Source organism: Pantoea sp. SM3, from assembly GCF_000963995.1.
Taxonomy (GTDB): Bacteria; Pseudomonadota; Gammaproteobacteria; order Enterobacterales; family Enterobacteriaceae; genus Pantoea; species Pantoea rwandensis_B.
Genome location: NZ_JZRD01000040.1, coordinates 19,645 through 40,043, shown reverse-complemented (window position 1 = coordinate 40,043; position 20,399 = coordinate 19,645). Strand labels below are relative to the sequence as shown.

General features: G+C 54.5%; 18 protein-coding genes and 3 tRNA genes. 8 read left to right on the top strand and 13 right to left on the bottom strand.

What is annotated here, in order from left to right:
- Positions 1 to 75 precede the first annotated feature (75 nt).
- The 6 genes from hfq to nnr all read right to left on the bottom strand — a co-directional run bounded on the left by hfq (position 76) and on the right by nnr (position 6,995).
- Positions 76 to 393 (bottom strand): RNA chaperone Hfq, encoded by a 318-nt coding sequence (gene hfq / locus VI01_RS21295; protein WP_034829366.1) that lies wholly within the window; start codon positions 391 to 393, stop codon positions 76 to 78.
- Positions 394 to 503: 110 nt separating this feature from the next.
- The gene (gene miaA, locus VI01_RS21290; RefSeq protein WP_045816544.1) at positions 504 to 1,445 is read right to left on the bottom strand and encodes a tRNA (adenosine(37)-N6)-dimethylallyltransferase MiaA; all 942 of its coding nucleotides are present in this window, start codon (positions 1,443 to 1,445) and stop codon (positions 504 to 506) included.
- Positions 1,438 to 3,309 (bottom strand): DNA mismatch repair endonuclease MutL, encoded by a 1,872-nt coding sequence (gene mutL / locus VI01_RS21285; RefSeq protein ID WP_045816543.1) that lies wholly within the window; start codon positions 3,307 to 3,309, stop codon positions 1,438 to 1,440. The genes miaA and mutL overlap by 8 nt, the downstream gene beginning before the upstream one ends.
- Before the next feature lie 42 nt (positions 3,310 to 3,351).
- Entirely contained in the window at positions 3,352 to 4,989 is a 1,638-nt protein-coding gene (gene amiB / locus VI01_RS21280) for an N-acetylmuramoyl-L-alanine amidase AmiB (protein ID WP_369800323.1), read from the bottom strand.
- An 8-nt stretch (positions 4,990 to 4,997) separates the two neighbouring features.
- Positions 4,998 to 5,474 (bottom strand): tRNA (adenosine(37)-N6)-threonylcarbamoyltransferase complex ATPase subunit type 1 TsaE, encoded by a 477-nt coding sequence (gene tsaE / locus VI01_RS21275; RefSeq protein ID WP_045816542.1) that lies wholly within the window; start codon positions 5,472 to 5,474, stop codon positions 4,998 to 5,000.
- 3 nt (positions 5,475 to 5,477) lie between these two features.
- Positions 5,478 to 6,995, bottom strand: coding sequence for a bifunctional ADP-dependent NAD(P)H-hydrate dehydratase/NAD(P)H-hydrate epimerase (gene nnr / locus VI01_RS21270; RefSeq protein WP_075564125.1), 1,518 nt, complete (start codon positions 6,993 to 6,995; stop codon positions 5,478 to 5,480).
- On the opposite strand from nnr, the gene queG reads away from it, so the two are divergent.
- Positions 6,994 to 8,133 (top strand): tRNA epoxyqueuosine(34) reductase QueG, encoded by a 1,140-nt coding sequence (gene queG, locus VI01_RS21265; protein WP_045816541.1) that lies wholly within the window; start codon positions 6,994 to 6,996, stop codon positions 8,131 to 8,133. The two genes, nnr and queG, sit on opposite strands and share 2 nt — an antisense overlap.
- A 435-nt stretch (positions 8,134 to 8,568) precedes the next feature.
- On the opposite strand, the gene VI01_RS21260 is transcribed toward queG, so the two are convergent.
- The 4 genes from VI01_RS21260 to orn form a co-directional block, all read right to left on the bottom strand.
- Positions 8,569 to 8,644: transfer RNA gene (locus VI01_RS21260), tRNA-Gly, on the bottom strand.
- Between the two features lie 25 nt (positions 8,645 to 8,669).
- Positions 8,670 to 8,745 (bottom strand) — tRNA-Gly (locus tag VI01_RS21255).
- A gap of 24 nt (positions 8,746 to 8,769) precedes the next feature.
- Positions 8,770 to 8,845, bottom strand: a tRNA-Gly gene (locus VI01_RS21250).
- A 293-nt stretch (positions 8,846 to 9,138) separates the two neighbouring features.
- Positions 9,139 to 9,687 carry an oligoribonuclease gene (orn, locus tag VI01_RS21245; protein ID WP_038644391.1) on the bottom strand — a complete coding sequence of 183 codons (549 nt, stop codon included), beginning with the start codon at positions 9,685 to 9,687 and terminating at the stop codon, positions 9,139 to 9,141.
- 103 nt (positions 9,688 to 9,790) lie between these two features.
- Between orn and rsgA the strand changes: the two genes are divergently transcribed.
- The 3 genes from rsgA (at position 9,791) to mscM (ending at position 15,177) form a co-directional block, all read left to right on the top strand.
- A complete protein-coding gene (gene rsgA / locus VI01_RS21240) occupies positions 9,791 to 10,837 on the top strand; it encodes a small ribosomal subunit biogenesis GTPase RsgA (RefSeq protein WP_045816540.1) in 1,047 nt (348 codons plus the stop codon).
- Between the two features lie 93 nt (positions 10,838 to 10,930).
- Positions 10,931 to 11,827: an archaetidylserine decarboxylase gene (asd, locus tag VI01_RS21235; protein ID WP_038644387.1), complete on the top strand. Its 897-nt coding sequence runs from the start codon at positions 10,931 to 10,933 to the stop codon at positions 11,825 to 11,827.
- 14 nt (positions 11,828 to 11,841) lie between these two features.
- The gene (gene mscM / locus VI01_RS21230; RefSeq protein ID WP_045816539.1) at positions 11,842 to 15,177 is read left to right on the top strand and encodes a miniconductance mechanosensitive channel MscM; all 3,336 of its coding nucleotides are present in this window, start codon (positions 11,842 to 11,844) and stop codon (positions 15,175 to 15,177) included.
- Positions 15,178 to 15,223: 46 nt separating this feature from the next.
- On the opposite strand, the gene mdh is transcribed toward mscM, so the two are convergent.
- Positions 15,224 to 16,159 (bottom strand): malate dehydrogenase, encoded by a 936-nt coding sequence (gene mdh / locus VI01_RS21225; protein ID WP_038644384.1) that lies wholly within the window; start codon positions 16,157 to 16,159, stop codon positions 15,224 to 15,226.
- A 420-nt stretch (positions 16,160 to 16,579) separates the two neighbouring features.
- Between mdh and argR the strand changes: the two genes are divergently transcribed.
- From argR to yhcN (VI01_RS21205), 4 genes are all read left to right on the top strand, one after another.
- Complete coding sequence (gene argR, locus VI01_RS21220) at positions 16,580 to 17,050, top strand: transcriptional regulator ArgR (RefSeq protein WP_034831131.1); 471 nt, start codon at positions 16,580 to 16,582, stop codon at positions 17,048 to 17,050.
- A gap of 490 nt (positions 17,051 to 17,540) precedes the next feature.
- Complete coding sequence (gene yhcN, locus VI01_RS21215; RefSeq protein WP_034831133.1) at positions 17,541 to 17,804, top strand: peroxide/acid stress response protein YhcN; 264 nt, start codon at positions 17,541 to 17,543, stop codon at positions 17,802 to 17,804.
- Positions 17,805 to 17,894: 90 nt separating this feature from the next.
- Complete coding sequence (locus VI01_RS21210; protein ID WP_034831135.1) at positions 17,895 to 18,161, top strand: YdgH/BhsA/McbA-like domain containing protein; 267 nt, start codon at positions 17,895 to 17,897, stop codon at positions 18,159 to 18,161.
- Positions 18,162 to 18,267: 106 nt separating this feature from the next.
- Positions 18,268 to 18,534 carry a peroxide/acid stress response protein YhcN gene (yhcN, locus tag VI01_RS21205; RefSeq protein ID WP_045816538.1) on the top strand — a complete coding sequence of 89 codons (267 nt, stop codon included), beginning with the start codon at positions 18,268 to 18,270 and terminating at the stop codon, positions 18,532 to 18,534.
- Positions 18,535 to 18,593: 59 nt separating this feature from the next.
- Here yhcN (VI01_RS21205) and VI01_RS21200 read toward each other — a convergent pair whose 3' ends face one another.
- Both VI01_RS21200 and VI01_RS21195 read right to left on the bottom strand, forming a co-directional pair.
- Positions 18,594 to 18,863, bottom strand: coding sequence for a hypothetical protein (locus VI01_RS21200; RefSeq protein WP_034831139.1), 270 nt, complete (start codon positions 18,861 to 18,863; stop codon positions 18,594 to 18,596).
- 31 nt (positions 18,864 to 18,894) lie between these two features.
- The gene (locus tag VI01_RS21195; RefSeq protein WP_082082085.1) at positions 18,895 to 20,349 is read right to left on the bottom strand and encodes an NAD-dependent succinate-semialdehyde dehydrogenase; all 1,455 of its coding nucleotides are present in this window, start codon (positions 20,347 to 20,349) and stop codon (positions 18,895 to 18,897) included.
- Between the last annotated feature and the right edge of the window lie 50 nt (positions 20,350 to 20,399).

Below are 20,399 nucleotides of genomic sequence, written 5' to 3'. Positions count from 1 at the left end.
AACCTCGCTAAAATAAAATAACCAGGACGGGAAAACGCTTTCGCTCCCCAGCCCTGGCTTTACGGCAGCGCAAAATTATTCTGCGTTATCGCCGTCTTGTTGTGGCTGCGACTGAGCGCCCTGGTTGCTTCCGCTATGGTGGTAATTGCTGCTGCCACCGCTACCGCCCGGGTTGTTGCTATGGTGCGAAACCGGACGAGAAGGAACCACTGTAGAGATGGCGTGCTTGTACACCATCTGACTAACCGTGTTTTTCAACAGAATGACGAACTGATCAAAGGATTCAATTTGTCCTTGCAGCTTAATACCATTCACCAAATAGATCGAAACCGGTACACGTTCACGACGCAATGCGTTCAAAAACGGGTCTTGTAATGATTGCCCCTTAGCCATTCTATCTTTTCCTTATATGCTTGTTGTTTGTTACTTTAAGAACCGTGGTTCAGAAAAACTGCGTAAAAATTTGCGCACGATAACGGACCAATTGTACACAATCGTCCCTGCTACGCACTAACTACCTGAAGCACCGCATTACGGGCTAATTCTGGCTCGTCACTGTCTAACCAGTGGACGTTGGGCCAGCCACGTAACCAGGTCATCTGGCGTTTAGCGAGCTGCCGGGTGGCGCAAATTCCCCGATAAACCATTTCGTCGTAATCGATTTCACCAGAGAGATAAGACCACATCTGGCGATAACCTACACAACGAATGGAAGGCATATCCGTATGCAAATCACCTCGTGCAAACAGTTCACGAGCCTCCGCTTCAAATCCTGACGCTAGCATCTGGTCGTAACGCAACGCAATGCGTTGATGTATAAGTTCACGATTCGCCGGAGCGATAGCAAACTGGTACACGTCGTAGGGTAACGCTTCGCCGGATGTTTTTGTCAGTTCCGTTAAAGTTTTACCCGAAATAAAAAAAACTTCCAGTGCTCGCGAAAGTCTCTGCGGATCATTCGGATGAATACGACTACCGGCGACCGGATCGATTTCACACAGCTGGCGGTGCAGGGCATCCCACCCTTTCTCCGCCGCCATTTGCTCTATCCGCTGACGCACGTCGGGATCGGCCGAGGGCAGCGGCGACAATCCTTCAAGCAACGCCTTGAAGTAGAGCATGGTTCCACCAACAAGCAACGGAATCTTACCCTTTTGAGTAATCTCCGCCATTTCTGCCAGCGCATCGCGACGAAACTCAGCAGCGGAATACGCTTCCGCTGGATCGCGAATGTCCAGCAAACGATGGGGCGCCTGTGCTAACTCCTCTGCCGACGGTTTCGCCGTGCCAATATCCATCCCGCGATAGATTAAGGCAGAGTCAACGCTGATAAGTTCCACCGGAAGTTGCTGACGCAGCGAAATCGCTAATGCCGTCTTACCGGAGGCGGTAGGCCCCATCAAAAAAATTGCCTTAGGCCGGCTAGCCTGGTTTAGTTCACTCATGCTTCAACGCGTTTATCGCGCTCTCAATCTCAATGGTCTGTAACAGACCTGAAGGCGGCGATTTAAGCAAGTGCGGGCAAAGTCGTTCGAGCTCTGCCAACAGTGCAATCGCCTGCGAGTGATTCCAGTGAGCGTTTTCTGCATCATCACGACGTGCCAGCCATTGGGCCAGCGCCGATGCAGAAACCTCTTGCTGCCGGGCGAGATAGCCTAACAGTTCTGGAATCAAGATTTGTAAATTTTGTGTGCGTAACGGTAAAGGGACAGCGCGCAAGGTGACGTGCTGACCTTCTCGTTGTAAATCAATGCCCATCAGCCGTAACAGTGCGCCCTGAGTATCGATCACATTCAACTCTTCTTTGGCAATTTTCAGCCGCACCGGAATAAGTAAAGGTTGGGGTTTTAAGCCCTCTTCTCCCGGTTGTAACTGGGCCTGTTTCAGCCAGCGTGAGGCCACACTGAGTGACAACAACTGTAACTGTGGGCCACGTTCTAACAGCGCATATTGCTCATGCATCACACTCAGCACGCGACCAAAACTTTGTGCATGTGCGGCCAACGGCGCTTCCCGTGCTTCAGGTTGACGCACAGGTGCCGGTTGCGGCGCGGCGGCGCGAGGCGTGTCGGCCGCAGGCGTTTTCATGAGCTGCTGATAAGCAGCACCTTCACGTGCGCGATAGACCGGCTCTTTATTCTGCCAACCCGCGTGTGTTCCCGCCGCAGCCGCACCGCTGCTGATGGAGCTGGTGCTACTGCGTGGTGTGCTCGCCGGTTGCGCAAAATGATTCGTCCCCGCAGCCTGTCGGTTCTCTGGCTGCCACTTCGGCGCGGGCTCTTCCGCATGCGCGATTGGCAACTCTGCGACACGGCTCGCCTGCAAAGCGCTCATCACGCCTTGCCAGATGAAATCATGCACCAGTCGTGACTGATGAAAACGCACTTCGTGCTTGGCGGGATGAACGTTGACATCCACCTGATGGGGATCGATCTCCAGATAGAGCACATAAGCGGGCTGTTGATCTTCCCCCAACTGCGTCTGATACGCCTGCCGAATCGCATGGTTGATCAGCTTGTCACGCATCATGCGTCCATTGACGTAGCAATATTGCAGGTCTGTGACCTGACGTGACCCGGCGGGATCGGCCACCCATCCACGTAACGCCAGATCGTCATGTTGCCAGTCAATGCGCAGAGCATGCTGCATAAAGGGGGTGCCACAGATGGCGCCAAGACGGCGTTCACGCTGCGCTTCCTGATCCACGGCGCGATACTGGCGAATCATCTTGCCGTTGTGGGTCAGCGAAATTGCCACGTCAAAGCGCGCCAACGCGATACGGCGAATCACTTCATCAATATGGGTAAATTCGGTCTTCTCAGTGCGCATGAACTTGCGCCGCGCCGGGGTGTTGTAAAACAGATCGAGCACTTCCAGCGACGTCCCGACAGGATGTGCTGCGGGTTTCACCGTGACATCCATATCACGTCCTTCCGCATAGGCTTGCCAGGCTTCGTGTTGATCCGCAGTGCGAGAAGTTAGCGTGAGGCGTGAAACCGAACTGATACTGGCGAGGGCTTCGCCGCGAAAACCGAGGCTCATAATCGCCTCAAGATCATCCAGCGAAGCAATTTTACTGGTGGCATGGCGAGCCAATGCCATGGCCAGTTCGGCTTTGGCGATGCCACAACCGTTGTCGCGGATGCGAATCAACTTCGCGCCGCCTTTTTCGATATCAACGTCAATGCGCGTTGCGCCGGCATCAAGACTGTTTTCCACCAGCTCTTTTACGACCGATGCCGGGCGCTCAACCACTTCGCCGGCGGCAATCTGGTTCGCCAGCTGCGGCGGTAAAATCTGTATTGGCATGGTGGTGATCCTTTAAGCAGACTGGCGCCGCAGCGCCAGCAATCAGGATTGTGGAATCTTTAAGTTTTGCCCCAGCATCACGTTGCTCGACTTCATATTATTCGCCTGCATGATGGCTTTGGGGCTGACACCATAATGAGCGGCAATCCCAGTGAGTGAGTCACCGCGTACCACTTTGTGTCGGGTAGGACGACTCGCAGCGGTCACGCTAACGCCCGATTTTGCCGGGACTTTCAAACGTTGCCCGACCCACACCACATCGCGCTTCAGGCTATTGAGGTCACGCAGGGTTGCCATGCTGACACCGTATTTGGCGGCAATACCTGACAACGTCTCACCCCGCGTCACCGTATGGCGCTGCGTCGCGCCAGTGTATTGCACGGTTCCGGTTGCCGGGTTGCTGGCCACGCTAACCGCTGGTGCGCTGTCCAGCGGCCGGTTTTCCTCCTTTGGGATGGATTGCAGCGGATGCGCGAGGAAATAGTTGCGCAGTCCTTTATAGATCGACTGAGCAATTTTCTCCTGATACGCGCTGCTGCCAAGCAGCCGCTCCTCCGCCGCGTTACTGATAAAGCCAGTCTCAACCAGTAAAGAAGGGATATCCGGGGAACGCAACACGCCTAAGCTGGCATGCTCCGGTAAACGTTTGTGCAACGGCGTCACTCCGCGCAGTTGCTGCAGCACTTTCACCGCAACATCATAGCCAACGCGCTGTGAATGACCGAATTGCAGATCCAGTACCGCCTGGCTTAAGTAAGGATCAGCCTGGCTGTTTGCCAGTAAATCACCGGCACCGCCCAGCAATTCGGACTGCTTCTCTTTCTGTTCCAGCCAGTTCGCCATTTCGTTATTGGCGCGACGGTTTGACAACACCCAAACGGATGCGCCGGTCGCCGAATGGTTGGGCGCGGCATCAGCGTGAATCGATACCAGTAAGTTGGCATTCTCTTTTCGCGCCACCTCGGAACGCCCCATCACCGAGATAAAGTAATCGCCGTTTCGCGTCAGCACAGGCTTAAACATCGGGTCCTGATCCATCAGCGCTTTCAGTTTGCGCGCAATGGCAATGGTGACGTTCTTCTCGTGCAGGCCATGCTGGCCCGATGCGCCGGGGTCCTGACCACCGTGGCCGGCGTCAATCGCCACAATCACCGTGTCATTGCGTGAAACGGCGCCACCCGGACGTACCGTGGTGTTGCTGCTGGTGACGGTGGTCACCGGATTGGCATTAAACGGATTCGCGGCACTTTCGCTTTGGCGGGCGGTGGTCACCGGTGCGGCAGCAGTGCTGCGTTTTGCCGGTTGCGTACCGCGAATGGTAAACACCACGCGATACTGATTGCCGTCACGTTGGGTGCTGGCACGCGTGTGTGCCGCCTGGGTCAGTTCGAACACCAAACGAATACTCTGTTTGTCTTTCGGCTGGCTATTACGAATACGTTGTACGATATTTTCGCCGCTAAAGTTCAGCGGTAAGCCCTTAATCGCGCCGCTTTGCCGAATATCCAGCACCACACGATTGGGATTATGCAGCGGGAAGAAACCATACACGGGTTGACCATTAAAACTCAGCGTGACGGTTGCCTGGCTGTCGCCGTTATCGACTTTGATATCTGACAAGGTGGCAGATAACGCAGAAGCAGAAACGATACAGAGCGCAGCCAGCACAATCCCTTTCATCCATGCGGTCATGCCGATTCCCTGCCTTGTTGGAACTGAGACAGCAACGTTTCACCCACCGCAGATACCGCGCGGATCTCCGCTTCTCGCGCCGCGTCCACGTAGCGCAGCGTCAATGCCAGATCGGGTTCGGGCAATACGCCGGCTCCCTGCTGCGGCCATTCGACCAGACACAATGCATCCCCGCTGAAGTAATCGCGGATACCCATAAACTCCAGCTCTTCAGGATCGGCCAGGCGATAAAGATCGAAGTGATACAGCGTGCGTGAGCCGAGTTCGTACGGCTCCACCAGCGTATAAGTTGGGCTTTTGACATTACCCTGATGGCCAAGCGCCTGCAAAAAGCCGCGGCTAAACGTGGTTTTACCGGCGCCGAGATCGCCATAAAGATAGATCACCAACGCGCTGCTGCAAACGCGGGCCAGTTGCGCACCCAGATTTAGGGTTGCCGCCTCATCGGGCAAAGGGATAACACAGGTCTTCATGCTTTATTGTTGGATCATCTCTGGATTAACAAACTGCCACAGCAGTTCGAACAAATCAGTGGCTAACATGCCGCGCGTACCGCGCTGCCGGGCAACCGCATCTGCCGCTGCACCGTGTGCGACACAGCCCGCGCAGGCTGCCTCAAGTAAAGTCAGTTTCTGGCCCAGCATGGCCGCAATGACACCGCTCAGTACATCGCCCATGCCGCCGGATGCCATCCCCGCATTGCCTACATCCGCAATCGCGATGTCACCTGCCGCGCTGGCCACGATCGTGCCTGCGCCTTTCAGCACCACCACCCCGCCATAGCGTTTTGCCAGCGTTTGTGCCGCCTGTAAGCGATCGCGCTCGACCTCACGGGTCTTAACGCCTAACAGTCGTGCGGCCTCGCCAGGATGCGGAGTAATGATGCGATTCTGACGGTAATCCGGCTTGATTGCCAGCAGGTTAAGCGCATCAGCATCCCAAAGCATCGGCTTTTCACTGGCCGCGACTTTTTTCAGTGCCTTCTGAGCCCAATCTCGTTGTCCCAGTCCGGGTCCGATAGCGATCACGTCAGCCCATTGCAGGGCTTGCTCCAGCGTTTCTTCACCCAACGCATCGACCATGAGCTCCGGCCGTGCCGTCAGAATCGGGCCGATATTATCTTCATGCGTGAGCACGCGCACAAGCCCAGCACCACTGCGCAGCGCTGCTTCTGCCGTCATTCGGATTGCCCCGGCGGTGCCAGTATCCCCTCCCACCACCACTAAACGTCCATGGTCGCCTTTGTGCGAAGTGGCTTTTCGTGGTTTCAGCCAGTGCGCCAGATCAGCCGCATCGTAGCGTTGAATGGGGGCCGTCTCGCCTGCGAGGAAGGTGTTCAGCCCTAGCGCATCACAATGTAACCGGCCCACGTGATCGCGAGCTTTACCGGTCAACAATCCCGGTTTCAGCACAATCATACTCAGGGTGACATCCGCGTTGATGGCGTTGCCAGGCGTGGTGCCAGTGGCGGCATCCAATCCCGATGGGATATCTATCGCGAAGATGGGTGCGGCATGTGCATTGGCCAGATCAATCAATTCAGCGTAAGGTGCGGCTGGCGCACGATTGATGCCAGTACCGAGCAATGCATCGACGATCACATCAATGTTTTGCGGCCATGGCGCATCCGGGGCATGTATCACCCCTCCCGCCGCCAGCCAGGCTTCTTGCGCCTGCTGTGCTTCTTCCGGCAAGGGTTTATTGCCGCTACACGCCAGCAATGTGACGCGCAATCCCGCCGCCTGTGCCAGCCGCGCCACCACATAGCCATCGCCCCCGTTATTACCCTGTCCGCAGAGAATCAGCCAGTGCTGCGCCTGCGGCCACTGTGCCCGCGCTCGCTCATAGCTCGCCTGCCCGGCGCGCAGCATTAATTCGTACAAGGTTAAACCCAGGCTATCCGCCGCATTGCGCTCCAGTTGCCCTATTGCCTGCGCAGGCCAGACAGAGTGTGGTAAACTGCGCGGGTTTGCTTCAATTGCCTGGTTTCTCATGTCATACCCTCTCGATCTTCAACAGCTTGCCCACCAAATTAAACTGTGGGGGCGCGAACTTGGCTTTCAGCAGGTTGGTATTTGCGATACCGATCTCAGCGCTGAAGAGCCCAAATTACAGGATTGGCTGGAGAAGCAGTATCACGGAGAGATGGACTGGATGGCGCGCCACGGCATGATGCGTGCCCGCCCACACGAACTCCTGCCCGGCACACTGCGCGTGATCAGCGTGCGCATGAACTATCTTCCCGCGAAAGCAGCGTTTGCCAGCACCTTAAAAAATCCCCAGTTGGGTTATGTCAGCCGCTATGCGCTGGGCCGCGATTATCACAAAGTATTGCGCAATCGACTGAAAAAGCTTGGAGAGATGATTCAGGCGCATTGTGGCGAACTCAATTTCCGCCCATTTGTCGATTCCGCACCGATTCTCGAGCGCCCGATTGCCGCTAAAGCAGGCCTGGGCTGGACCGGTAAACACTCGCTCATTCTCAATCGCGAAGCCGGTTCCTGGTTCTTTCTCGGCGAGTTGCTGATTGATTTGCCGCTGCCCGTCGATCAGCCACAGGAAGAACAGTGCGGTCGCTGCGTCGCCTGCATCACTATTTGCCCTACTTCCGCCATCGTTGAGCCTTATGTGGTTGACGCGCGGCGCTGTATTTCCTATCTCACCATCGAACTCGAAGGCGCGATACCGGAAGAGTTCCGCCCGCTGATTGGTAACCGCATCTACGGATGTGACGATTGCCAGCTTATCTGTCCGTGGAATCGTTACGGTCAGTTAACCGATGAAGATGATTTCTCACCGCGTGCGGTGCTGCACGCGCCACCGTTGGTGGATCTTTTTCAGTGGGACGAAGCGAAATTCTTGCGTGTCACGGAAGGCTCGGCGATTCGTCGCATCGGCCACTTGCGCTGGCTGAGGAACATCGCGGTGGCATTGGGCAATGCGCCCTGGGCAGAAGAAAATCTGGCGGCGTTGCAAATGCGTAGCGGTGAACACGCCATGCTGGATGAGCATATTGACTGGGCCATCGCGCAGCAGTTACAGAAACGTGCAGCACAGGGGGTAGAGGTTCAGCCCGCGAAGAAACAGCGCTTAGTGCGCGCCGTCGAGAAAGGCCTGGTGCGTGATGCGTGATTGACCAATCGCGCAGGATAAAATCCTTTTCCACATGCTGTGAATAAAATTATAGAGCCGAATAGTGACGGGGATCGTTATATCGTCTAGCAAGACTATTCACAGACTGAAATACCTATAAATACAATAAAAACAACTAATTAGGTAATTACTGTAAACATTAATGTAGAGTTTAGCGCGCAGGGGCTTGTCCAGAGCTTGTGGATAACTCTGTTTAAAACAGTTTTGCATATAAGGTAAAACGCCGTCAGCACGTTGCACGCGCATTGTGGATAACCTGTAAGATAACTGCAACAGACTACAGGCATCATTGGTGCTAATGCGGTACGTAAAATTTCCAGAAAGAAAAACAGGCCGCATAAGATCGATAAAGACTGCAGCAGTTTTAAGTCTGATTACGCCCGAGAGCAAATAACATTAGTGAATATGAAAATCTGGAGCGGGAAACGAGACTCGAACTCGCGACCCCGACCTTGGCAAGGTCGTGCTCTACCAACTGAGCTATTCCCGCAAAGAGGTTACTACTAAACAGATTTTGGAGCGGGAAACGAGACTCGAACTCGCGACCCCGACCTTGGCAAGGTCGTGCTCTACCAACTGAGCTATTCCCGCAAAGAGGTTACTGCTTACGAAGTTTGGAGCGGGAAACGAGACTCGAACTCGCGACCCCGACCTTGGCAAGGTCGTGCTCTACCAACTGAGCTATTCCCGCATAATCTTCGTCTTTCAATTTGCTGCTGCGTTAGCTTCCTTCACTCACACGGGTCACTTACTGAAGTAAGCTCTCTGTGATTCGTTCCGTTGCTGCCTTGCCGCAAACCGAAATACTTGATTCTGGAACTTCGTGTTACTGCTGCGCACCGTTGTAAATTCTTCACCGGTACGGGGTGCGCATTATACGAGAAATCCTTTCAGTCGCAAGAGTCTAAAAGCAAAATTTTGCGCTTTCAGTTCGTTTGCTGCTTTAATCGGCAACCTGATGATTTCCTGCGCACCCTTTGCCGATTAAAGCTGCAAGAAGTGCTCGCGGTAATACGCCAACTCAGCAACGGACTCGCGAATATCGTCCAGCGCCTGATGGCTGCCGGCTTTTTTGAAGCCTGGCAAGATATCCGGTTTCCAGCGACGCGCCAGTTCTTTCAGCGTGCTGACATCCAGATAACGGTAATGGAAGTAGGCTTCCAGCTCCGGCATGTATTTGAACAGGAAGCGACGATCCTGACCGATGCTGTTGCCGCAAATCGGAGAAGTGTTGGCCGGCACCCACTGCTTGAGAAATTCGATGGTCGCCCGCTCTGCAGCACGGTCGTCGTATTGGCTGGCTTTCACACGTTCGACCAAGCCACTGTTGGTGTGCGTACGCACATTCCACTCATCCATCAATGCCAATTGCTCATCAGACTGATGCACCGCAAACACCGGGCCTTCTGCCAGAATGTTCAGGTTGGCATCGGTGACGATCGTGGCGATCTCAATAATGCGATCCTGCTCCGGATCCAATCCGGTCATTTCCAGGTCGATCCAAATCAGATTATTTTCATTTCCAGCTGTCATGCGTTTCCCGCCTGTTGCCAAAGTCGTCATTACACTCGTTTCAGGTGTATCATAGACGTTTTGCCCAGCGGGGCGAAGCCTGGCGAAAGCCGTGAGAGGATGCGTGAGCAAAAATAAACTGTCGAAGGGTCAACAACGTCGCGTAAGCGCTAACCATCAGCGTCGTCTGCAGCAACGGAATGAAAAGCCGGAACCGGATGACAACCTGTTTGGAGAAGCGAGCGAAGGCGTGGTGATCAGCCGTTTCGGCATGCACGCAGATGTGGAAGATGGCGTGGGCGAAGTGCATCGCTGCAATATCCGTCGCACCATTCGCTCGCTGGTCACCGGTGACCGGGTGCTGTGGCGTGCGGCGATTGGCGGCGGCAAAGGCATCGTAGAAGCGGTTCACGAACGTAAAACGGTGCTGACCCGTCCGGACTTCTATGATGGCGTTAAACCGATCGCGGCGAACATCGATCAGATCATCATTGTGTCGGCGATCCTGCCGGAACTTTCGCTCAATATCATCGATCGTTATCTGGTGGCCAGTGAAACCCTGGGCGTTGAGCCGCTGCTGGTCCTGAACAAAACCGATCTGCTCGACGCGGAAGCCCGCGCATTTGTGGATGAGCAGATGGATATCTATCGCAAAATTGGCTATCGCGTGTTGATGGTCTCCAGCCGTGCCAAAGATGGCCTGGCGGAGCTGGAACAGGCCTTAACCGATCGCGTGAGCATTTTTGCGGGTCAATCTGGTGTGGGTAAATCCAGTTTGCTGAACAATCTGCTGGGACTGGAATTGGCGGGCGATGAGATTCTGACCAACGATGTCTCTGATAACTCCGGTCTGGGCCAACACACCACCACAGCCTCACGCCTGTATCACTTCCCGCACGGCGGCGACGTGATTGATTCTCCAGGCGTACGTGAATTCGGTTTATGGCATCTGGAGCCGGAACAAATCACCCGTGGATTTGTCGAATTTCGTGAGTTTATCGGCGGTTGCCGTTTCCGCGACTGCAAGCATGATACCGATCCCGGCTGCGCCATTCGCGAAGCGGTAGAGGATGGAACAATCAACATCTCGCGCTTCGATAACTACCACCGGATTCTGGAGAGTATGGCGCAGGTAAAAACGCGTAAAAACTTTTCCGCCAGCGAAGATTAACGGGTACAACGGCACATTCGCCAACTGACCGGGGCGCTGCTACAATCCGCCCCCTTTTGTGTAAACCAAGCGTAATTAAGCCAGGAGGCAACGGTGTTTGATCGTTTTAAACTCGGCCTGAATCATATTCTGCCTAAAAAAGGGCTGACCGAACTTGCCGGCTGGGGCGCCAGTCGTCGCGGTGGCTGGCTGACCAAAGCGGTCATCGACATTTTTGTCTGGTACTACAAAGTGGATATGGCCGAAGCCAGCAAACCCCATACCGGTAGCTATCGCACCTTCAATGACTTCTTCGTGCGTCCGCTAAAAGAGGGAGCGCGACCGATTGATCCCGACGCGACCTTGCTGGCGCTGCCAGCCGATGGCGCGGTGAGCCAGTTAGGCCGCATCGAAGGCGATCAGATCTTCCAGGCGAAAGGCCATTACTATTCGTTGCAGGCCTTGCTGGCCGGTAACGACGATCTGGCGGAAAAGTTCGTCGATGGCGAGTTCATCACCACCTATCTCGCACCGCGCGATTATCACCGTGTGCACATGCCCTGTAACGGCATTCTGCGCGAAATGATTTATGTGCCGGGCGACCTTTACTCCGTCAACCCGCTGACAGCACGTAACATCCCGAACCTGTTTGCACGCAATGAGCGTGTGATCTGCGTCTTCGATACCGATCATGGCCCGATGGTGCAGATCCTGGTGGGAGCGACCATTGTGGGCAGCATCGAAACCGTGTGGGCGGGCACCATTACGCCACCACGTGAAGGGGTGATTAAACGTTGGCGTTATCCTTCAGCCGATCATGACGGCGCTGTTGTGCTGTTGAAAGGTCAGGAAATGGGGCGTTTCAAACTCGGTTCGACAGTGATTAACTTGTTCGCACCGGGCCGCGTCAAGCTGGCGGAAAGTCTCGAAGCCGAGAGTAAAACCCGTCTTGGCCAACCGCTGGCGATTGCCCTGCCGCAGCCCGGCGAAAGCGCCCCGCTCGCTGAATAACCGGAACCTATCCCGTGCGCGTTTTTCTCTCTCTGCTGCTGAGCCTGGTGCTCAGCAGTTCTGTATTGGCAGCCACCGTTCCTCCTGCGAGTCAACTGAAGCAGGAACTGGATGCGGCCAAATCCGCCAAAGCCTCTCCCGCTCAAGCCGAGCAAGTTCAGGCGATTGAAGCGGCGATCAATTTCCTCGCTGAGCGTGATGAATCGCTGGAGCGTGCCAAACAGTATCAGCAGGTGATTGATGATTTCCCACGGCTGGCACGTGAACTGCGTCAGCAGATTGCCACGCTGACCGACAGCAGTAAAACGGTTCGCACCAACATGAGCAGCGCCGAGCTGGATCAGGAAATCCTGCAAATCAGCAGCCAGCTGCTGGAAGAAGGCCGCCAGGCGCAGCAAGAGCAGGACCGCGCACGTGAGATCAGCGATTCACTTTCACAGTTACCGCAGCAGCAGACTGACGCACGCCGGGCGATGACCGAAAGCGATCGCCGTGCTCAGGGCTTTTCTGCGGCCGCTACGCCGCTGGCTCAGGCGCAGATTTATGCCCGACTGGCCGAGAATGCCGCCAATAAAGCGCGTGTGGATGAGTTAGAACTGGCACAGCTCTCCGCCAATAATCGCCAGGAGCTGGCGCGTATGCGGGCGGAGGTGCATCAGCGCAAAGTGACGCAGCTGGATAACTATCTGCAATCGCTGCGCAATCAACTGAATAACCAGCGTCAGCGAGAAGCGGAACTGGCGCTCGAACGCACTGAACAGCTGGCGGAAAACAGTGGCGATTTACCGGCTTCGATCAGCGATCAATTCCGCGTCAACCGTGAGCTATCAGCCGACCTGAATGAGCAGGCTCAACGTATGGATTTGGTCGCTTCGCAGCAACGTCTGGCCACCAACCAAACGCTACAGGTGCGCCAGGCTCTCAGCACGCTGCGCGAACAATCACAATGGCTGGGCGCCTCGAATCTGCTGGGTGAAGCCTTGCGTGCGCAAGTCGCCAGATTGCCGGATATGCCGAAGTCGCAGCAGATTGACAGCGAGATGGGCCAACTGCGTGTGCAACGGCTGCATTATGAAGATTTGCTGGAGCGGCAAAAGGATCTGCGCAAAGAGAAGCAGGATGACGGCACGCCGTTCACCAGCGAGCAAACCCGTATTCTTGATGCCCAGTTGAAAACCCAGCGCGAGCTGCTCAATTCACTGATCTCCGGCTGCGATACACTGATTCTGGAAATCACCAAGCTGAAGGTGTCGAACACGCAGTTGCAGGACGCCCTGGGTGAAGTGAAGGAAGCTACGCACCGTTATCTGTTCTGGACGGCGGATGTCAGCGCCATCGACCTGAAGTATCCGATTGACGTGGCGCGTGACTTAACCCGCCTGCTGTCGCTGGATACCTTAGGGCAACTGGGTAAAGCGCTGGCGATGATGTTTACCAGCAAAGAAACCGTGATGCCAATCATCTGCGCAGTGCTGTTGGTGGGCTTCAGCATCAGCTCGCGCCGTCATTACAATGCCTTTATGGCGCGTTCCGCCAGCAAAGTGGGCAAAGTGACCCAGGACCGCTTTAGCCTGACATTGCGCACCGTGTTCTGGTCTATTCTGGTCGCCGTGCCGCTGCCAGTATTGTGGGCCGCGCTGGGCTTTGGTTTGCAGCACGCCTGGCCTTATCCGTTTGCCGTTGCGATTGGAGATGGCATCACCGCCACACTGCCGCTGCTGTGGGCCTTTATGATCAGTGCTGCTTTTGCGCGTCATGATGGGCTATTTGTGGTGCACTTCCGCTGGCCGCAGGCGCGGGTAGCGCGTGCTATGCGTTACTACTCTCTGACGGTTGGCCTGATTGTGCCGCTGATCATGCTGCTGATTGCCTTTGCCAATCTCGACGATCCGCAGTTCTCCGGCACGCTCGGTCGCCTGTGCTTCATTTTGATTTGCGGTGCGTTAAGTATTGTCACCGTCAGCCTCAAACGTGCAGGCATTCCGCTGTATCTGGATAAAGAGGGCAACGGCGACAACTTCGTTAACCGCATTCTGTGGAACCTGATGATTGCCATCCCGCTGGTGGCGGCGTTGGCTTCCTGCATCGGCTATCTGGCGACGGCGCAGGCGCTGCTGGCGCGCCTGGAAACCTCGGTAGGCATTTGGTTCTTCCTGCTGGTGATTTACCACATTATCCGCCGCTGGATGCTGATCCAACGCCGTCGCATCGCCTTTGATCGCGCCCGCCAACGCCGTGCCGATATGCTGGCGAACCGCGCGCGCAGTGAAGAAGAGAAAGAGCAACAGACTCCCGCCAACGCCGATACGATTGAGATCGATGAACCGAGCCTGGATCTGGATGAGATCAGTGCGCAGTCGTTGCGTCTGGTGCGCTCTATTCTCACGTTGATCGCACTGGTATCGGTGATTGTACTGTGGTCAGAAATTCACTCGGCCTTTAGTTTCCTCGACAACATCCCACTGTGGGATGCCAGCACCACGGTGCAGGGCGTAGAGAGCGTGCAGCCGATTACGTTGGGCGCGGTGCTGATTGCCATCCTGGTATTCATTATCACCACTCAGCTGGTGCGTAATATGCCTGCCCTGCTGGAACTGGCGTTACTGCAACACATCAGCCTGTCACCTGGCACCGGTTATGCCATCACTACCCTGACCAAGTACGTGCTGATGCTGATTGGCGGATTAGTCGGCTTCTCGATCATTGGCGTTGAGTGGGCAAAACTGCAGTGGCTGGTGGCGGCGTTAGGTCTGGGGTTGGGCTTTGGTATGCAGGAGATCTTCGCCAACTTTATTTCTGGTCTGATTATCCTGTTCGAAAAGCCAATTCGTATCGGCGATACCGTTACCATTCGCGATCTGACCGGCAGCATTACCCGCATCAATACCCGCGCTACGACGATTACCGATTGGGACCGTAAAGAGATCATCGTGCCGAACAAGGCCTTTATCACTGAGCAGTTCGTTAACTGGTCGTTGTCGGATTCTGTCACGCGTGTGGTGCTGACCATTCCGGCTCCGGCTCATGTTAACAGTGATGAAGTCACCAACATTCTCAAGCAGGCGGCCGAGCGCTGTACCTACGTGCTGGATATGCCCGCACCGGATGTATTCCTGGTGGATTTACAGCAAGGCATTCAGCTGTTTGAATTGCGTGTGCACGCGGCTGAGATGGGCCACCGCATGCCGCTGCGTCATGAGTTGCATCAGTTGATTCTGCGCGGCTTTGAAGAGCACGGTATTGAGATGCCGTTCCCACCATTCCAGGTGCGTATGGAAACGCTGGGGCGTAAAACACCGGCCAGCAATGGCTCACCGTCCAGCCAGACCTTTAAATCTGGCGGCTTATAAATGACAACGCCCGGCAATGACCGGGCGTTGTTTTTTCTGCTGAGCGTTACTTCACAAACTCTTCGCCCTGCGCGATATCTTTCTTCAGCGTTTCCAGCATACCGTTAAGTGCCTGCTGTTCAAACGCACTCAAAGAACCCAACGGGCGACGTTCCACGATACCGTTCTTGCCGATAAGCAGCGGCTGAGAGAAGAAGCGCGCATACTCACCGTCCCCTTCAACATAAGCGCATTCGACCACGTTTGCTTCGCCCTGCAGCGCACGCACCAGTGAGAGACCAAAGCGCGCAGCAGCCTGCCCCATGGATAAGGTCGCCGATCCACCACCAGCTTTCGCTTCCACCACTTCGGTGCCGGCGTTTTGAATACGCTTAGTGAGGTCAGCCACTTCCTGTTCGCTGAAGCTGATGCCTTTAACCTGCGACAGCAGCGGCAAAATTGTCACGCCTGAGTGCCCCCCCACCACCGGGACCTCGATCTCGGTAGGCTGCTTGCCTTTCAACGCTGCAACAAAGGTGTTGGCGCGGATAATGTCGAGGGTTGAGACACCAAACAGGCGGTTCTTGTCATACACGCCGGCTTTCTTCAACACTTCAGCCGCAATCGCCACCGTGGTGTTAACCGGATTAGTAATCACACCAATCAGCGCTTTCGGCGCGGTGCTGGCAACCTGCTCGATCAGGTTACGCACAATGCCTGCGTTAACGTTAAACAGGTCGGCGCGATCCATGCCGGGTTTACGTGCCACACCCGCAGAAATCAGCACAATATCGGCGCCCTGCAGCGCAGGTGTCGCGTCTTCGCCACTGAACCCTTCCACCTTCACTGAGGTAGGAATATGGCTGAGATCAACCGCCACCCCGGGGGTAACCGGGGCGATATCATAAAGTGAGAGAGCGGAACCTGCGGGTAATTGAGTCTTGAGCAGCAGTGCGAGCGCCTGGCCAATACCACCGGCTGCACCGAGAACGGCAACTTTCATCCTGAACTCCTTATGAAGGTGGGGCAGAGATATGCCGAAAATCCATCAGGTTACGAGTTTAATCAACTTCTCAGGCGATAGCGACAAACCTGTCGCGCAATAACATGACGCCGCAATCGGCTCCCGAGACATCTCCACTTCAGAAGTCGCCTGAATGATACAATCGCAGCCAGAAGACAATGGACGGCAATGATCATCGATATAGTTGTTACCACTTCAATACTATAACAACATTGCAACCTTCGCTTTGCGCGTCAGCCCGCGATTTTGGCGCAACACAAAACTCTGCTATGATGCCTGTCCGCAGTTGATTAGCGCGATTCTCTCACTACGCTTATTGCATAAAAATTCATCTAAATGCATAATAATTTATCTGCCGCTGGCCTGTTGCCTGCTGCACCCCTCTTTTATTGGTAGCTTATGCGAAACCCATCAAAACAAGACGACTTGATCAAAGCGTTCAAAGCGTTATTAAAAGAAGAAAAATTCAGCTCTCAGGGCGAAATCGTACAGGCGCTGCAGGAAGACGGCTTCGAGAACATCAATCAGTCAAAAGTTTCTCGTATGCTGACCAAGTTTGGTGCCGTACGCACCCGCAATGCCAAAATGGAAATGGTTTATTGTTTGCCAGCCGAACTGGGCGTGCCGACCACCACCAGCCCATTGAAGAATCTGGTGCTGGATATCGATTACAATGATGCCTTAGTGGTGATTCACACCAGCCCGGGTGCTGCGCAGCTGATTGCACGCCTGCTGGATTCACTCGGTAAAGCGGAAGGCATTCTCGGGACTATCGCGGGGGATGACACCATCTTTATTACCCCTGCGCGTAGCTTCTCCGTAAAACAGCTGCACGATGCCGTACTGGTTTTATTCGAACAGGAACTATAAAACCCTGGTCTTAACCGGCAGATAATCTGCCGGTAACATCCTTCCTGATGACTCGTTACCCGCCACGCTTGTTACAAAATCCTTTTTTAATAATAAGTTATCGATATAGCTGCCGGTTCTGCATCCGCCGAAATATTGGTACGACCTTTTCCCCTGCTTAACCATTCGCGCTATTTTACACTGCTTTACATATTGTGCTCAGTGGTTATAGCTTCTTATGGCGTATCAGCCAGCCGGATCAACCATGATCTTTCGCACGAAAAGATAATTTGATGCAGATCATTGTTTTTACGAATAAATAACAGTCAATGGTTAATGTTTGACCGTTTTTAATAACTTCCAGTTCTAAAAAGGTGCCATAAGGATAAAGAATAACAACCAAACATTATTAGCCAGATATTAATTTCATGGGTGATTAGATCTATACTTGTTTTCGTGATGCAAATCACACGAAAGAAAAAGATAAAAACAGAAGACGAGGAAAAATACCATGAACGTTAAAACTACTATCGCAACCCTGAGTGTTCTATCTGCCCTGTCATTTGGTGCTTTTGCAGCAGATTCTATCAATGCCCAACAGGCAGCGAATCTGCAACCTGCCGGCACCATTAGTGTGAGCGGCGTGGGCGGTTCTCCGATGGATATCCATGAGCAGCTGAATGCTAAAGCCGATCAGGAAGGTGCTAAAGCCTACCGTGTGATCGAAGCGAATACCGGCGACAGCTATCACGCCACCGCTGAGCTTTATAAATAAGTTGACCGAACAAGACGCAGTGTGAACGGCGACCCATTTGAGACGCATTTGCCTCTCAGGTTGCCAAATCCCATTTCAGGAGAGTGAATCATGAAAACCAAATTAGCTATCGCCATCGTAGGTCTGGCTTCCGTATTGTCCTTCGGTGCCAGTGCCGCCAGCCTGGTTTCTAACGAACAAGCCGAACAACTGCAACCGCTGAATCAAACCATCAGTGTGAGCGGTGTTGACGGTGATCAGACTAACGTCCGTCAGGAACTGTCGCAGAAAGCCGATGCTCAGGGTGCCAGCCATTACCGCATCATTGAGAATAACCGTGGCGACACCTTCCACGTGACTGCAGAACTGTACAAATAAGAATACATCGAACGTCGGGCGCCTGAACGGCGCCAGACAATTGATCGACGACCCGCCTCACCCACTTTTTGCCGCAGGTTGTTGATTACAACGAGGAGAAAAAATCATGAAAATCAAATCAACCATCGCAGCCGCCAGCCTTCTTTCCCTGTTTGCCTTTGGTGCATCAGCAGCACAACTGGTAACTGATGAGCAGGCGCAAAATCTGCAACCTACCGGCAGCACTATCACCATCAGCGGTACCGGCGGTTCGCCAATGGATTACCGTTCTGAGCTTTCTCAGAAAGCCGATGCACAAGGTGCCAGTGCTTATAAAGTGATTGAAGCGAAAACCGGCGACAGCTATCACGTGACCGCCGAGCTGTATAAATAATTCCTCGTCAATTCTGACGAACCCTTTGGCCCCGCTCGCCGGGGCCCTTTTTCGGCTTGTCACTTCACATTAAAGCGGAGCTGGCCTTCCAGCTCCTCTTCTGCTTCATCAAACAGCAGGATTAATGCGCCATACCGGCGTTTCTGCCCTGTCCCCAGATTCACAAACTCAATTTCCAGCGGCAATGGCAACTGCTCCCCAAGTATCGCATCCCAGAGATCGTCAAGATCGCTGATGGCCAGATCCGCCAGCGCAAAACGATCGCTGAACTGGCGATAGAAATGGGCTTGATCGACGATTTCGTCAAAATCAAAACGCTCGGTTCTCATCGTGATTCCCTCTTGCAGGCAGGGCCGCCCGTCAGGCCAGCCCACCAATATGCAGCGCTTTCACTTCCAGGTACTCTTCCATTCCCAGCACCGATCCTTCACGTCCCAAACCGGACTCTTTTACACCGCCAAACGGTGCCAGTTCGGTGGATACGGCACACTCATTAATGCCAATCATCCCGGCCTCCAGCGCCGTCGAGACGCGGAACACCCGTTGCAGATTTTGCGTGTAGAAATAGGCGGCTAATCCGTATTCTGTGTTATTGGCGCGCTGAATGACATCGGCTTCATCATCAAAGCGGAAGCAGGCGGCGACCGGACCAAAGGTCTCTTCCTGGGCCAGCTTCATCCCCTCATGCGCCTCGGCAATCACCGTCGGCTGCCAGAAGTTGCCTCCCAGCGGATGACGCTCGCCGCCGATCAGCAACTTACCGCTTTTGCTCAGCGCATCCTTCACGTGCTCTTCTACTTTCTCCAGCGCCGAGCGCTCGATCAGCGGGCCGACAATCACGCCTTCTTCAACGCCATTCCCCACTTTCAGCTTGCCCACGGCATCGGCCAGTTGATTGACGAAACGATCGTAGACCGCGTTGTGCACATAGAAACGGTTCACGCTGACACAAGCCTGGCCCGCATTGCGGAATTTGTTGGCTATTGCGCCCTGTACCGCCGCCTCAATATCTGCATCCTCAAACACGATATAAGGTGCATTGCCGCCCAGCTCCATCGAGACTTTCTTCATGGTGTCTGCTGCGTTGCGCATCAGCGTTTTGCCCACGGCGGTCGACCCGGTAAACGAGATTTTACGCACCGCCTGGCTAGCCATAATGGCGTCGCTGATGGCATGGGTATCGCCCGCCACCGCATTTAACACGCCATCAGGTACACCGGCTTCTTGTGCCAGAGCCAACAGTGCAAAGGCACACAGCGGCGTATTATTCGCCGGTTTGATGATGCCGGTGCAGCCTGCTGCCAGCGCCGGGCCAAGCTTGCGTGTCAGCATCGCCATCGGGAAATTCCATGGCGTGATAGCCGCCACCACACCAATCGGTTCACGTGTTGCCAAAATACGTGATCCGGGTTTCGCCGGCGGGATGATTTCGCCGTTGGCACGTTTAGCTTGCTCGGCAAACCATTGAATAAAGCTGGCGGCGTACTCGACTTCACCTTCGGCTTCCTTCAGGGGTTTGCCCTGCTCGGCCGTCATGAGCTGCCCGAGCCAGCTTTTGTTCTCAATGATCAGTTGATACCAGCGATGAAGGATCTCCGCGCGCTGTTTCGCGGTTTTATCACGCCATGCCGGAAAAGCCTGCTGAGCGGCAGCGATGGCCTGCTCGGTTTCCGCCTTACCCGCTCGGGCGACTTTGGCCAGCACTTCGCCGGTTGCCGGGTTAGTGACGTCAAAGGTAGCACTGGCGTTGTGCCATTGGCCCGCAGCGAAATAGCCGGTTTTAAACAGCGCGTGTTGTTGTAGAGAGGTGGACATCATTCTTCTCCTGCTAGTTTGCATCCTGTCAGGAAAGTATAGATGCCAAT